We start from the raw sequence: 13,775 nt of genomic DNA, 5'->3' as shown, positions 1-13,775 counted from the left end.
TCGGGCAGCGGATAGCGCTGTTCCTACCGGGCTTTCTTGTTGTGTTCGTGGTGTCGACGCTGATTTTTATCGCCGGCGCCTGGACCAGTTCATCGACGTACAACCTCGAACCGCCGTTGATCGCACTTGCGCTCGGCCTGATTGTCTCGAACCTGAGGCGGCTTCCGGCATGGCTCGTGCCTGCGTTGCGCGTCGAGTTTTATATCAAGGTGGGTATCGTGCTCCTCGGCGCAACGCTGCCCTTCACGCTTCTCGTGTGGGCGGGTCCCGTTGCGGTCGGGCAGGCGACCGTGGTTTCGCTGGTCACCTTCTTCGTCATCTTTCTGGTCGGCCGCGCGCTCGGACTGGACAAGCGTTTTGCGGCCGTGCTCGGCGTGGGCGGCGCGGTGTGCGGCGTGTCGGCGGCCATCGCCATTGCTGGGGCAGTGCGAGCGAAGCGCGAACAAGCGTCGGTGGCCATCACGCTCGTCGTGGTCTGGGCAATCGTGATGGTATTCGCGCTGCCATTCGTGTCGCGTGCGCTCGGCTTGCCGACCGGCGTGGCCGGTGCGTGGATCGGAACATCGGAATTCGCGGATGCCGCCGGTATTGCCGCCGCGCAGGCGTACGGCGATCTGGCGAAGCATGCCGGCAGCGTGATTGCCGGTGCGCCGGAAGCGTCGCTGCAAGCCTTCACGCTGATGAAGGTCGTAGGTCGCGACATCTGGATCGGCATCTGGGCGTTCGTGCTCGCGATTGTCGCGACCACGCGCTGGGATCGCGACGAACCCGGCGCCGTGAAAACGCAGACGACCGCGCGCGAAATCTGGACGCGCTTTCCAAAGTTCGTGATCGGCTTCCTGATTGCTTCGGCGCTGGTTACGTGGATCGGCAGCCATTACACGCTGACTGAATACCGGAGCGTCGTGACACCCGCCTTCGTCGCGCCGATCACCGCCTTGCGCACGTGGGCGTTCACCTTCTGCTTCCTGAGCATCGGCTTGACCACGCGGCTCGGCAGCCTGTCCGCGACGGGTGCGAAGCCTTTCATTGCTTTCACGGCCGGCGTTGCTGTGAATGTCGTGATCGGCTACCTCCTCTCAGTGCATGTGTTCGGGGCGTACTGGGCCTCGCTTGGACAATGAAAATGAACGATGCCGCCAAGCGTGATGACGCTATTGCATGCCGCACAGTTTGCGCAGCTTGCCGGCATTGCGAACAAGACCGTCATGTACTCGAAGCGATGATTCCCGGGCTGACTTCGTTCAGTTCGGGATTTGGAGCGAGCGTGGGAGAGACACGTCTTTGCCGACGCCACGATCAACTAATATCGCCGGGCGATTCGTGCATTGAATTCGAGGCCGCTGCTTTGTCATAGGACACGCCCACCGCACGCAAGCCGCTCGTAATAACAGCGAATCAGGCGGCATCAGGTCAGCGTATCTAGCGCCGCCGCTGTGAATGGATGGAGCTCACTTGAGCGCTCCTCCCGGATCTTTGCTGGCCACTGTGGATCGGTCCCTAACGCGCGGCCCACGGCGACCATGTCGAACTCGTTACGCATCATCCTTTTCACTCAGCCCTTGTAGACTCGCGAGGTTCGTGTGATTCGAGCGAATTACGCCGGATGCTGAGCTGAACAGCGTATCGAGGAAATCCGGGCCGTCGAGACCGACTGAGCCGACAGTATTACTGGGAAGGCCCGGTAAGCTTTTTTTGTCCATCCTGCAAGATCAAGATCCGATCCCGCGAATTCAGGCTCCCAGAAACGGCGCGTCGATGCGTGCAGAAGGTCAACGCCCGCGTCCGCCAGCGGTCCTAGCCAATTCTCCAACTCGACAGCCGTGGTTGCCAATCTGCTCCAGTAGTCTTGAACACGTGGCTGTGGCAGAACTCACCGTATGGTTGGCAGTATTCGCCGTTAGTGGGGCGTTGTCGTGCCCAGGACGTGATCGCATACTGAGTTCGAATCATGCGATCGTAAGCCTTATGGTCCGCGCCGTCTAAAAGCGATCGCATTGCTGTCATTTGGCAGATTGCCTTGGCGCTTTGCCTTGGCCCTTTGCTTTGACCCGATCAATCAACGCTGAACACCCCAGGATCTATCGTGAACAAATTAACTACCGCATTTGGTGCGCCGGTCGCAGATAACCAGAACATAAAAACAGCGGGACCGCGTGGTCCTGCGTTACTCGAGGACGTATGGTTTCTCGAAAAACTGGCGCATTTTGATCGGGAGGTCATTCCCGAACGTCGCATGCACGCTAAGGGATCCGGTGCGTTCGGCAGCTTCACCGTGACGCATGACATCACCAAATACACCAAGGCAAGTATCTTTTCAGAAATCGGAAAGACGACAGAAATGTTCACGCGTTTCTCGACGGTAGCGGGAGAACGGGGCGCGGCCGACGCGGAGCGCGACATTCGCGGCTTCTCCATGAAGTTCTACACGGAACAAGGCAACTGGGATCTTGTCGGAAACAACACTCCCGTGTTTTTCCTGCGCGATCCGTTGAAGTTCCCCGATCTGAATCACGCAATCAAGCGCGATCCTCGCACCGGCCTGCGTAGCGCGGAAAATAATTGGGACTTTTGGACACAGCTTCCTGAAGCGCTGCATCAGGTGACCATAGTGATGAGCGATCGCGGGCTTCCAAAAACCTTCCGGCATATGCATGGTTTCGGCAGTCACACCTACAGCTTCATCAACGCAGCGAACGAACGCTTCTGGGTGAAGTTTCATTTTCGGACGCAGCAAGGCATTGCGAATCTGACCGATGCAGAAGCTGAAGCCGCCGCGGGACGCGATCGTGAGACCCACCATCGCGATCTGTATGAATCAATTGAACGCGGGGATTTTCCGAGGTGGACGTTGTCGGTCCAGATCATGCCGGAAAACGATGCAGCCACTTACCATCTCAATCCGTTCGATCTGACAAAGGTCTGGCCCAAAAGCGATTACCCACTGATCGAAGTCGGCGTCATGGAATTGAACCGCAATCCGCAAAACCATTTCGCCGACGTGGAACAGGCCGCCTTTTCGCCAGCCAATGTGGTTCCAGGCATCAGCTTCTCACCCGACAAAATGCTTCAAGGACGACTCTTCGCATACGGGGATGCCCAACGCTACCGCCTGAGCGTTAATTACCATCAAATACCGGTGAATGCGCCGCGCGGCGCCCATTACGTTCACAGCTATCATCGTGATGGCTTGATGCGTGTCGATACGAATATGGGGGGCGCCACGCCCTATGAGCCAAACACTCGCGGCGAGTGGCAGGAGCAACCCGATTTCCGTGAGCCCCCGTTGTCGCTTGAGGGAGCGGCTGACCACTGGAATCACCGTGTTGACGACGACTATTACTCTCAGCCCGGTACGTTGTTTCGCAGCATGACCGAAGAACAACAACAGGCGCTGTTCGACAATACCGCGCGCGCGATGAAAGGCGTGTCGGCGCCTGTCCAGCAACTCCATATCGAGCATTGCAAAATGGCCGACCCGAAATATGGTGAGGGAGTAGCCGGCGCAATCGAAGCACTGGAAAATCGGTCGTCCAGCGCTGCCTGAAGCATCTGCAAGAAACTTCGTTTGCCGGCCTGTCGCAGCTGAGTCATCCGCAGTTGATGCGACCCGACTCGGCCCCGCGTTCTGTGGCCCCTGTTTCACGGTACTTCGCGAACTTCGATGTCTGTCCGATCCCCGGGTTGAAACAGTTGCAAGGATCAAGTTGCTGATAAAACGCCGCAAGCTGGGGCTTCGCGTGGTACAGATGACCGACGTTGTGTTCCGCCGGATATTCGGCACCTCGGCGGTCCAGCAGGGTCCACATCTTGTGTTCGACTTCCAGGCAGTCGTTGCCCTTCTTGACGATGTAATCCTGGTGGAACACATGGCACAGAAAGTGGCCGTAATACAGCTTGATGGAGATCGTCTCTTCGATGTCGGGCGGCAGTGTCTCGATCCAATCGCGATCGTTGCGGCGCAGTGCAATGTCGAGCGCAACGATGTTCTCCACTTCCCGGCTGTGCACGGCGCGATAGCGGACCGCGGCGCCGGCGGCGGCGAAGCGGTGCAGGAAGGCTTTGCTGCCTTCTTCGTCGGTGCATTCGAAATAGCCACCCGTCGCGCGTTCGCTTTCGAAATAGCTTGAGAGGAAGGCACGCGTTTCTTCTACACTTTCGGCCGTCACCTTCAGCATCAGGTGATGCTCGTACTTGTCCCGGTACTGTTTCATGCGCGGCGGCAGATGGCTTGGAAACAGCCGGCTCGCAGCCTGCATGACACGGTCGGTGAAATGCGAAGGGAAAAACCCGAGGCGATCGAACAGCGCATCGAAACGGCTTTTTAGTCCGAAAAGTGCGGGGAGCCGGGACGTGCCAAGATAGTTGATTGCGAGGAAGGTATCTTTGCCGTACTCCTCAGCAATGTTAAAGGCGTCACGATGAAGGTATTCGCCCGAGATCGGCAAGTGTTTAAATTCGTGTAACGCGTGACGGCGGATCTCGGTGAGCTCGTCGGGCCGGTTCGTGCCAATATAAAAAACCTTTGCGTTCTGCTCAATTGGAAACGTGTCGAGCCGTACCGCGAACACCATCACCTTGCCGGCCGAGCCTGACGCTTCATGGAGGCGCTGTGGATCGGCATTGAAGCGGGCAGGCGTATCGGCATCGATCTCGCGTACGTGAGTCGCGTAGCCGTGGTCCGATCCAGCGCCGGCGTCGTGCCGGACATCGGCATCCGAGAACTCGCCGCGTTCAAGCCGGCCAAGGATGCTGTCGGGCGTTTCGCCGAGCTCGATTGCCAGATGGTTGACCAGGCTTAGCCTGCCTGTCACATCGACCTGCGCGAATACCGCCATCTCCGTGTATGCCGGGCCGCGATGCACCAGTGCACCGCCCGAGTTGTTGCAGACACCGCCGAATACTGACGCGCCTATACAGCTTGAGCCAATCACCGAATGCGGCTCGCGGCCAAGAGGCTTCAGTATTCTTTCCAGCTGGTCGAGCGTGGCCCCTGGAAGGCAGACGACCTGCTTGCCGTCGTTGATCACGTACACCTTCTTCATGCGGCTCGTGCTGACGATCACGATGTCGCGATCATAGTCGTCGCCATCGGGTGTCGAGCCGCCCGTGAGGCCCGTGTTCGACGCCTGCGTAATAACAATCACATTTGCCACGATGCACGCCTGCAGCACCTTCCATTGTTCGACGATCGTGCCGGGGCATACCACCGCGAGCGCCTTGCCCGCGCCAAAACGAAAACCCGTGCGGTAGCGGCGGGTCGCGCCGTCATCCGTCAGGGTGTGCTTCTCGCCCACGATGTCGCGCAGATCTGCAATCAAGGTGTGGGCCACGTCGGCCGGGAGGGTGGCCAGGGGTGCGCGCGTTGCTGACATCGGATTCTCCTGAGGAAAAATTTGAGCGTGACGCGCAGCGACTTCATCTAGCCGTTTAACGGGCGGCATCTGAGCGCATCAAGTTGAAGCAAAGGTTAAAATCAGGCCGGTCATTAGTCCAATATCTTGAAGACGCTTTTTGGAGACGAAAAAGATATGGAATTTCGTCAGTTGCGCTACTTCCTCGCCGTCGCCGAGCACTTGCATTTCACTGATGCCGCGGCCCATCTGGGAATTGCCCAGCCGCCCTTGAGTCAGCAGATCCTGAAGCTCGAACGGGAGATCGGCACGCAGCTCTTTGTAAGGCATCCGCGCCGCGTGGAATTGACCGAGGCGGGACGGCTCTTTCACGAGAGCGCGCGGCGCATCGTCGAGGACACGCAGCAGGCGTTCGTTGAAGTACAGAACGCGGGACGCGGAGAGACCGGACGGCTATCGCTTGGTTTTGCGGGCTCCACGGTCTTTCATCCCCTGGTCGCGACAACGATGCAGAAGTATCGGCATGCGTACGAGCATGTCGCGATTAGTTGTGAGGAAAGCAATAGCTCGTTGCTGCTCGACCGGGTCGCCGAGCGGCAACTCGATGCTGCTCTGGTGCGCATGCCGTTGAACTGCCGGGATCTGATCGTCGAACCGCTAGTCGACGAAGACATGTTGGCGGTGCTGCCGGCGAATCATCGCTTGAACCGGCGACGGCGCGTCGATCTGGCCAACCTCGCGGATGATCCGTTCATCCTCTTTCCGCGGCCGATCGGGCCTGATCTATACGACTCGATCATCAGTGCATGCCGCGAAGCCGGCTTCGCGCCGTCCATTGGGATGGAGTCGCCGCAGATCTCATCGGCGGCAAACCTCGTCGCGGCGGGATTCGGCGTTGCCGTGGTTCCCGCGTCGATCCGGCAGATCCAGGTTGAAGGCGTGTCGTATCACGAGTTGCAGGGCAAGCCGCTTTCGACCGGTATTGCGTTGATCCATCGGCAACGCGAAAAATCGCCGACAGTGCTGAACTTTGTCAGGATCTTGCGGCAGCACCGAGTTGCCCGCTGATGCCAGCATTCCCCTAAAGCGGACGCCCGGCACACCCCTTTATGCAAAGGTGATTTCGATGCCCGGCACTTCTTCGGTCAGTGACCCGCACCTATAGTCAGACCAGCTTTCGAAAGCCAGTCACACCGCCACGATGTGACTTGCGCGAAGCTTCCCTCACTTTCAGGAGCAGACCATGTTGACCAGAACGTCGCCTACCGCCTTCGCTGAAACCGCTGCCGCGAGCCAGGACGCGCAATACTTTGAGTACACGTCGTCAGCCAATCCGATTGGCGCAAAGCTCATCTCGCGCGTGCCATTCCGCAATTTCCCGCCCTCGCTGTACTCAGACGGCGCAACGCGGATCGTGCCACTCGATCTTTCCGCAGAACTGGGTTGCCCGGGCCCGGCGACCGGTCCCGGTCTGAGCGCTAATTTCCTGCGAATCAACACCGGCGACGAACTGACGCTCGCTCCAAATGCAACCTCGCAGGTTTGCTACGTGATCAGTGGCGCAGGCAACGTGACACAAGGCACGTCGACCTTCCCGTTCGCGCAGGGCGATTTTTTCACGCTGCCTGGCGGTGATGCCGCTGTGCTGTCTGCCGATGCAACCGCCAAGCTCTACTACGTCAACGACGCCCCTCTTCTCACCTACCTCGGCACAACCGGCGTCCGCCCACGCTTCGCACCAACGCTGTATCCCGCCGCACAGGCGCAGGCCGAACTGCGCAAGGTCTCGAATGAAGCCAATGCAGGCCGTCGTAACCGTATCAGCGTGTTGATGGGCAACGCCAACTTCCCGCAAACGCGAACGGTCACGCATGTCCTGTGGGCCATGTTCGGCATTGTGCCGCCCAACTCAGTGCAAAAGCCGCACCGCCATCAGTCGATTGCGCTCGACTTTATCGCCGGAGGCCAGCCGGGTGTTTATACGCTGGTCGGTAGCGAGCTGGATGAGAACGGCGATATCGTGAATCCGACCCGTGTCGATTGGGAAACCGGAATGACTTTTGTCACGCCACCGGGATACTGGCATGCGCATTTTAATGAAACGAACGAAAACGCCTATGTGATACCGATTCAGGATGCCGGCTTGCAGACCTGGCTGCGCACGCTCGACATCCGCTTCGCCCGCTAAGCCTCACGCTTTAGTGCGAGTCCGTCGTCCCAGTACGGCGGCTCGCCAATCACATCGGAGTAGAAGTCGACGAACGCGCGCACCTTCGACGAAACGATTTTCTTCGGCGGATAGACCGCCCAGATCGCCGGTTCGGCTCGCCCCGTGCGCGCCTCCCATTCAGGCAGCACATGTACCAGGCGTCCCTCACGCAGGGCCGTGCTCACCAGCCAGGTCGGCAGCAGTGCAACGCCACAGCCGGCCAGAGCGAGCTCCAGCACCGCCTCGGAGTCGTCCGCGCGGAAACGCCCTTTCAACTCCACAGGCACGTGCTCCGGCACCATCTGCGTATTCCCGACTCGGGTGAAAGACCATTTGTCGTCCGAAAACAGCGACAAGCGCAGCGAATCATGCGCAGCCAGATCTTCAGGGACGGCTGGCGTCCCTTTCCGCTCGAAATAGTCCGGACTGCCGCAGGCGATGCGCCGGTGCGAGGCAACACGTTTGGCCATTAACGACGAATCAGGCAGCACGCCGATGCGAATCGCAACGTCAATACCGGCATCGATCATGTTGAGGGTTTCGTCGGCCGATACGATATCGAGGCTGATGTCCGGGTAGCGCTTCATGAACGCCGCGAGATGCGGCACGACGTGCCGGCGTCCAAATGCGCTAGGTATTGTGACGCGCAGCAGGCCTTGCGGTGTGCGATTCAGCGACGACGTAAGCTGGCGTGCATCATCAAGCGCCTGTAGCGCAACCAGCGCGTGCTCACGAAATACCCTGCCGCCCTCCGTCAGCACAAGGCCTCGCGTCGAACGGTTAAACAGGGCAATGCCCAGGTCCTTTTCGAGCTCGCTCACGTAGCGCGAGACGGTCGAAGTTTTGACCCGCATTTCTTGCGCGGTCTTGCTGAAGCTCTGCAGTTCCGCTGCGCAAACGAAGGCGCGTACCGCGGCAAAATAGTCCATGGCGTGTCTGGCAGAGCGGATGTTTTTCTCAAACCGGTAGTGTACTGGCATGCCGAGGTGCTTGAACAGCGCTCGTAAATGCTTGGCGCCTGCAAGGCAGATCAGACAGGCGCGACAGCAAAAACACGTGCGGGAAATCCAGAGCCGCCTTTGGGCTTGGGCCAGCGGCCGCACGCCTGCGATCGATCAGACCTTGCAAGACGCCCTTCGATCGAAAGGTATCCTAATCGATACCGTCAGGCAATTTGCCGCTGCGAACCCTGATATAGGCGGTTTCCTGCTCGCCTATGGACATATGGATACGCAAACCTTGTCCACTGCCCTTCAACAACTGGAGCGTTGCGTTCAAGCGATTGCGCGAACCCGATCCGGGCGCGCATGAGTTCGTAAACGTCACTGCGTCCGGAGGTGCCGGACGATTCGTTCGCCGTCATCCGGCCTGACTGTCGCCATACGCTGCCAAAAATTCATCTGACGCAACCAGGTCGGCTAACGCGCGAAGCGTGGCCGCTGAATCGGAGCCCAACACTGTTTCGACCCGCTGATTCACCGTCGCCCAGTGCCCCAAGGCTTCGCCAAGCCGTGCCTCACCAACGGCCGTCAGCGCCGCGCGCTTGGTACGCCCGTCCTGTTCGTCGGGCTGCAACATCACCAGGCCATCGCGTACCAACGGTCGGAGCGCGTGCGTCAAAGCGGAGATCTGAATGGCGAGTTTTCCCGCCAGGTCCTGAAGCGTGGGCGCCTGAGCGTCGTTAGCGCTTACCCACCGCTGGATTTCGGCCAGCAAGCCCAGCTGCGTTGCCTTCAGCCCTGTGGGGGCGAGCGCATCGTCGTACAGGTTGCCCAATCGCCGCGCAGCCCGCCGCAGCGCGGTGTTAGTACACACGAGGTCTTCGTAGGTATTTGGGATTTCGCTGCGGACGGAAGCCGATCCGGTTCGTTTCTTCATATCGTTTAACGTCATTTCCATGACACAAGTAAGGATGAGTAGAAAATCATTGACAGGCACCTAGTATAAACCCATATACTTGAGCCCTCAATTAATTTAGTTGAGCACTCAATTTAATGGTTTGGAGAAATGCAATGACTGCTAGCAACAAAACCGCTGTGGTGACTGGCGCATCGTCCGGCATTGGCGCTGTCTATGCCTATCGTCTGGCTGCACGCGGCTACGATCTCATCCTGGTCGCACGGCGTGCGGACCGTCTGTCGGCACTGTCCGAAAAACTGTCGGCATCCTACGGCGTCAAGGTCCAGACACTGGTCGCCGACCTCGCCAACGAAGCCGATCTTGCCAAGGTCGAAGACGTGCTGGGCAACGACGCTAGCGTGCGCCTGCTGGTCAACAACGCCGGCCTCGCGCGTTTAGCCCCCCTCGCACAAGCGTCCGTCAGCGACTCGACAGCACAGTTGGCGCTCAACATCACGGCGCTGACAAGGCTGACCCACGCTGTGCTGCCCGGTTTTCTCGCCCGCAATGAAGGCGACATCATCAACGTCGCCTCCGTGCTGTCGGTGCACTCGTTGCCGTTCAGCGCTGTTTATAGCGGCACCAAAGCCTATGTGCTGGCGTTCAGCCGCGGGCTTCAAGCCGAACTGGCGGACACGGGTGTCAGGCTGCAGATCGTACTGCCAGCCACGACGGCAACGGAGATCTGGGATGTGGCGGGCGTACCCCTGTCCACGCTCAATCAGGACAGCGTAATGAGCGCTGAGAACATGGTCGACGCCGCGCTGATCGGTTTCGACCGGGGTGAGAAGCTTACGTGGCCGTCCGTGGCGGACGAAGGCCTGTGGGAAAAGTATGACGTGGCCCGCGCTGCTCTATTTGCTGCAACACAGACCGGTAAGCCGGCTCCTCGCTACCAGGCAGCATGATGCGGCTGTCTCTTCAAGCTGGTCATCTTTAAGAGGCGGGGAATTCGCTGTTGTCTCGTTCTTTCCCTGGACAACAGCGAGCAAAAAAAGACACCGCGAACATTACACTTCGCTGCGCTTGAGCAAGTAGTCGAGCCCACCCACGCGATACCACCGATAACCGTAAGGCTCCAGAACGACGCTATGGCGGCCATCGGCGGACACTTGGCTGTGGTCGTCGGATAGAAGATTGACGAGCATGTCCTCGCTCGGATTCGTACAGCCCGACCTGAATTTCACCGTGCACGCCTCAGCGCTGAAGTTGTGCAGGCACAAGACCGAATTGTTGCGCCAGTCATAGCGCAGGGCGAGGACATCGTTGCGGGAAGCGCGTAGAACCGCGAAGTCGCCCCAACTAATCTCAGGGACCTCCCGGCGCATGCGGATCAGGCGCTCCGTCCAGTTCAGGAACGAGTTGGGGTCGCGCCGCTGATCGGCCACGTTGACGCGTTCATAACCGTACGGACCACCCGAAATGACTCGCGCGACGGGCCGCGCGTTTTTGGTAAAGCCTCCATGCGGCTCGCCGGACCACTGCATCGGCGTGCGGGCACATTCACGTTCTGGCAGGCGCAGATCGTCGCCCATGCCAATTTCATCGCCATATCGGAATACCGGGGTTCCCGGCAGCGTCAGCATCAAACTGTAAGCGAGTTCAAGACGACGCCGGTCGCCGGACAGCATGGGCGCAATCCTTCTGCGGATGCCCCTGTCGTATAGCTGCATATTCGGATCCGGGCCGAAGGCCGCGAACACAGTGGCTCGTTGCTCAGGCGTCAGGCGGCCGAGGTCCAGTTCATCGTGGTTGCGCAGGAACACACCCCATTGCGCTGTTGCCGGACGCGGCCTGGTCGACAGCAGCGCCTTTTTCAGCGGTGCCGTATCCGCGCTCGCCAGCGTGTAGAACGTATTCTGGTTGACCTGAAAATTGAACATCATCTGGAGACGCTCCCCGTCATCGCCGAAATACTCCAGGTCGGTATCAGGCAAGACATTCGCCTCCGCGAGGATGATCGCGTCCCCCTTGCGCCACTGCAAGAACTCCCGGAACGTGCGCAGCATGTTGTACTGCTCGACCGGCTTCGCGACCTTGGCCCCCTTCGTCGAGATCACGAAGGGCACGGCGTCCATCCGGAACCCCGACACGCCAAGTTGAATCCAGAAGCCCATCACCTTCAGTATTTCCGCCTGCACATGCGGATTGGCCGTATTCAAGTCCGGTTGAAAATCGTAGAAACGATGGAAGTACCAAAGCGCCGCTTGCTTGTCGTAAGTCCACGTCGACTTCTGAACACCTGGGAACACGATTCCGTCCCTGGCGTTACGCGGTTTCTTCTGGGACCACACATACCAGTCGCGATATTTCGAGTCAGGATCGCTACGTGCTTCGCGGAACCATGCGTGCTGATCGGACGTGTGGTTGACCACGAGATCGATCATGACTCGCAGGCCGCGCTGATGGCAGGCATGCGCGAACTCGGCGAAATCGCCTAGCGTGCCGTAGCGGGGATCGACGTTGTAGTAGTCCGAGATGTCGTAACCGGCATCAAGACCGGGCGAAGGCTGGAACGGCATCAGCCAGATAGTGGTAATGCCGAGGCCTTGCAGATAATCAAGGCGACGGATAAGGCCCTGGAAGTCGCCGACACCGTCACCGTTTGCGTCCATGAACGTGCCTACCGAGAGACAATAGACGATTGCATTCTTGTACCAGAGATCGTTTAGCATTTAAGCCTGCTCGTTGGGTCCAACCTGTGCAGTCATTCGAGGAACGAAATGTCAAAATTGGCGTGGTGGCAGCGAGGCGTGATCTATCAGGTCTATCCGCGTTCCTTCCAGGACGAAAATGGCGACGGCATCGGCGATCTTGCGGGCATCACGGCGCGTCTGGAATACCTCACCACGCTTAATGTAGACGCCGTATGGATCTCGCCTGTCTACCCATCGCCCATGGCCGACTTCGGCTACGACGTCGCCGACTATTGCGCGATCGCACCGGTCTTCGGGACGCTCGGCGACTTTGACCGGCTCGTGGCATGTGCGCACGAACTGGGCCTGAAGGTCCTGCTCGACTTCGTTCCCAATCATTCTTCCGACAAACATCCGTGGTTCACGGAGAGCCGCTCATCACGCGATAACCCCAAGCGCGACTGGTACCTGTGGCGCGATCCCGCGCCCGATGGCGGTCCACCGAACAACTGGCTGAGCCGCATGGGCGGGTCAGCGTGGGAATGGGACGCGCTCACGGGCCAATATTACTATCACGCATTCCTGCGCGAACAGCCCGATCTCAACTGGCGCAATGCCGACGTACGAGCGGCAATGGACCGTGTGTTGCGGTTCTGGCTGGATCGGGGCGTTGATGGCTTTCGCGTCGATGTGCTTTGGCTGTTGATCAAGGACGCCCTCTTCCGCGATAATCCGCCGAACCCTGAATTCAAGGCCGGCGAACCCGATCATCATCGGCAACTGCAAACCTATACGGAAGATCAGCCCGAAGTTCATGACATCGTCCGGTCAATGCGCGCGACGCTCGACGAATACGGCGAGCGCGTGCTGATTGGCGAGATATATTTACCCGTGCCTCAGCTTGTCAGTTATTACGGACCGAACGGCGACGGTGCAAACATGCCGTTCAACTTTCAACTGATCAACGCGCCCTGGAACGCGGCGGAGATTGCGCGGATTGTGTCTGAATACGACCATGCGCTTCCTTTGCATGCATGGCCGAACTGGGTGCTCGGCAATCACGACAACCCGCGTGTCGCGTCGCGCATCGGCACACCCCAGGCGCGAGTCGCAGCGATGTTGCTGCTCACCCTGCGCGGCACGCCCACGCTCTATTACGGCGATGAAATCGGCATGGTCGATGGGGTGATCCCGCCTGATCGCGTGCAGGATCCTGCCGAGTTGCGACAGCCTGGTATTGGTCAGGGCCGCGACCCGGAACGAACACCCATGCAATGGGATGGGTCGCCGAATGCCGGGTTCTCGAACGGTGTGCCGTGGTTGCCAATTGGCGGTGGCGACTGCGTCAACGTCGTTGATCAGGATCGCGAAGCGTCATCGATGTTGACGTTTTATAAGCGCTTGCTTGCGTTGCGCAGAAGGGAGCCAGCCTTGGTGGGAGGATCGATTGAACGAGTTGTGGCGAGCGGTAACGTATTGACCTATGAACGCCGCTTGGGCAGTGACCGGTTTTTCATCGCGTTGAACATGGCTGGCGCGGATGCACCGGTGCAAGTACCTCAGGGGACCGTGGTGGTGTCGACCACGGAAGGTCATGAGGGTAAGCGGATCGCCGGGACCAGCTTGCTTCTTGCCGGAGACGAAGGAGTAGTCATTTGTGTTTCGGAAGAAAGTTGA

Annotated in this window: 11 protein-coding genes; 6 read left to right on the top strand and 5 right to left on the bottom strand. The window is 59.1% G+C overall.

Features of this window, described 5'->3' with window-relative positions; genetic code table 11:
* Together JWR14_RS00975 and JWR14_RS00970 are read left to right on the top strand one after the other, a co-directional pair.
* Positions 1–1,124 (top strand): putative sulfate exporter family transporter (locus JWR14_RS00975; RefSeq protein WP_299699819.1); only part of this gene is annotated, 1,124 nt, incomplete at its 5' end.
* Positions 1,125–2,086: 962 nt separating this feature from the next.
* Entirely contained in the window at positions 2,087–3,547 is a 1,461-nt protein-coding gene (locus tag JWR14_RS00970; RefSeq protein ID WP_299699816.1) for a catalase, read from the top strand.
* A 43-nt stretch (positions 3,548–3,590) separates the two neighbouring features.
* On the opposite strand, the gene dld is transcribed toward JWR14_RS00970, so the two are convergent.
* On the bottom strand, positions 3,591–5,375 hold the full coding sequence (gene dld, locus JWR14_RS00965) for a D-lactate dehydrogenase (RefSeq protein ID WP_299699812.1): 1,785 nt from the start codon (positions 5,373–5,375) through the stop codon (positions 3,591–3,593).
* A 156-nt stretch (positions 5,376–5,531) separates the two neighbouring features.
* Here dld and JWR14_RS00960 point away from each other — a divergent pair, with 156 nt between their 5' ends.
* On the top strand, positions 5,532–6,422 hold the full coding sequence (locus JWR14_RS00960) for a LysR family transcriptional regulator (protein WP_299699809.1): 891 nt from the start codon (positions 5,532–5,534) through the stop codon (positions 6,420–6,422).
* A 175-nt stretch (positions 6,423–6,597) separates the two neighbouring features.
* Positions 6,598–7,542 carry a cupin domain-containing protein gene (locus JWR14_RS00955; RefSeq protein WP_299699806.1) on the top strand — a complete coding sequence of 315 codons (945 nt, stop codon included), beginning with the start codon at positions 6,598–6,600 and terminating at the stop codon, positions 7,540–7,542.
* Here JWR14_RS00955 and JWR14_RS00950 read toward each other — a convergent pair.
* The 3 genes from JWR14_RS00950 to JWR14_RS00940 all read right to left on the bottom strand — a co-directional run bounded on the left by JWR14_RS00950 (position 7,539) and on the right by JWR14_RS00940 (position 9,441).
* A complete protein-coding gene (locus tag JWR14_RS00950; protein WP_299699804.1) occupies positions 7,539–8,492 on the bottom strand; it encodes a LysR family transcriptional regulator in 954 nt (317 codons plus the stop codon). The genes JWR14_RS00955 and JWR14_RS00950 overlap by 4 nt on opposite strands.
* Positions 8,493–8,715: 223 nt before the next feature.
* A complete protein-coding gene (locus JWR14_RS00945; RefSeq protein WP_299699801.1) occupies positions 8,716–8,841 on the bottom strand; it encodes a hypothetical protein in 126 nt (41 codons plus the stop codon).
* 81 nt (positions 8,842–8,922) lie between these two features.
* Positions 8,923–9,441, bottom strand: a complete 519-nt coding sequence (locus JWR14_RS00940; RefSeq protein ID WP_299699798.1) for a MarR family winged helix-turn-helix transcriptional regulator — start codon at positions 9,439–9,441, stop codon at positions 8,923–8,925.
* A gap of 134 nt (positions 9,442–9,575) precedes the next feature.
* On the opposite strand from JWR14_RS00940, the gene JWR14_RS00935 reads away from it, so the two are divergent.
* Complete coding sequence (locus JWR14_RS00935; protein ID WP_299699794.1) at positions 9,576–10,370, top strand: SDR family oxidoreductase; 795 nt, start codon at positions 9,576–9,578, stop codon at positions 10,368–10,370.
* Positions 10,371–10,472: 102 nt separating this feature from the next.
* Here the strand turns inward: JWR14_RS00935 and JWR14_RS00930 are convergent, their stop codons facing one another.
* Positions 10,473–12,137 carry an alpha-amylase family protein gene (locus JWR14_RS00930; protein WP_299699791.1) on the bottom strand — a complete coding sequence of 555 codons (1,665 nt, stop codon included), beginning with the start codon at positions 12,135–12,137 and terminating at the stop codon, positions 10,473–10,475.
* A gap of 48 nt (positions 12,138–12,185) precedes the next feature.
* Between JWR14_RS00930 and JWR14_RS00925 the strand changes: the two genes are divergently transcribed.
* A complete protein-coding gene (locus JWR14_RS00925; RefSeq protein ID WP_299699789.1) occupies positions 12,186–13,775 on the top strand; it encodes an alpha-amylase family glycosyl hydrolase in 1,590 nt (529 codons plus the stop codon).

The sequence above is a fragment of the Caballeronia sp. genome, assembly GCF_028292365.1.
GTDB lineage: Bacteria > Pseudomonadota > Gammaproteobacteria > Burkholderiales > Burkholderiaceae > Caballeronia.
This window is presented reverse-complemented; position numbering and strand designations above follow the sequence as displayed.

What these genes read in the sequence shown, in the direction of transcription:
- JWR14_RS00935 (WP_299699794.1), top strand. Translation starts at nt 9,576, where the DNA reads ATGACTGCTAGCAACAAAACCGCTGTGGTGACTGGCGCATCGTCCGGC.
- dld (WP_299699812.1), bottom strand. Translation starts at nt 5,375, where the DNA reads ATGTCAGCAACGCGCGCACCCCTGGCCACCCTCCCGGCCGACGTGGCC.
- JWR14_RS00955 (WP_299699806.1), top strand. Translation starts at nt 6,598, where the DNA reads ATGTTGACCAGAACGTCGCCTACCGCCTTCGCTGAAACCGCTGCCGCG.
- JWR14_RS00925 (WP_299699789.1), top strand. Translation starts at nt 12,186, where the DNA reads ATGTCAAAATTGGCGTGGTGGCAGCGAGGCGTGATCTATCAGGTCTAT.
- JWR14_RS00950 (WP_299699804.1), bottom strand. Translation starts at nt 8,492, where the DNA reads ATGGACTATTTTGCCGCGGTACGCGCCTTCGTTTGCGCAGCGGAACTG.
- JWR14_RS00960 (WP_299699809.1), top strand. Translation starts at nt 5,532, where the DNA reads ATGGAATTTCGTCAGTTGCGCTACTTCCTCGCCGTCGCCGAGCACTTG.
- JWR14_RS00940 (WP_299699798.1), bottom strand. Translation starts at nt 9,441, where the DNA reads ATGAAGAAACGAACCGGATCGGCTTCCGTCCGCAGCGAAATCCCAAAT.
- JWR14_RS00930 (WP_299699791.1), bottom strand. Translation starts at nt 12,137, where the DNA reads ATGCTAAACGATCTCTGGTACAAGAATGCAATCGTCTATTGTCTCTCG.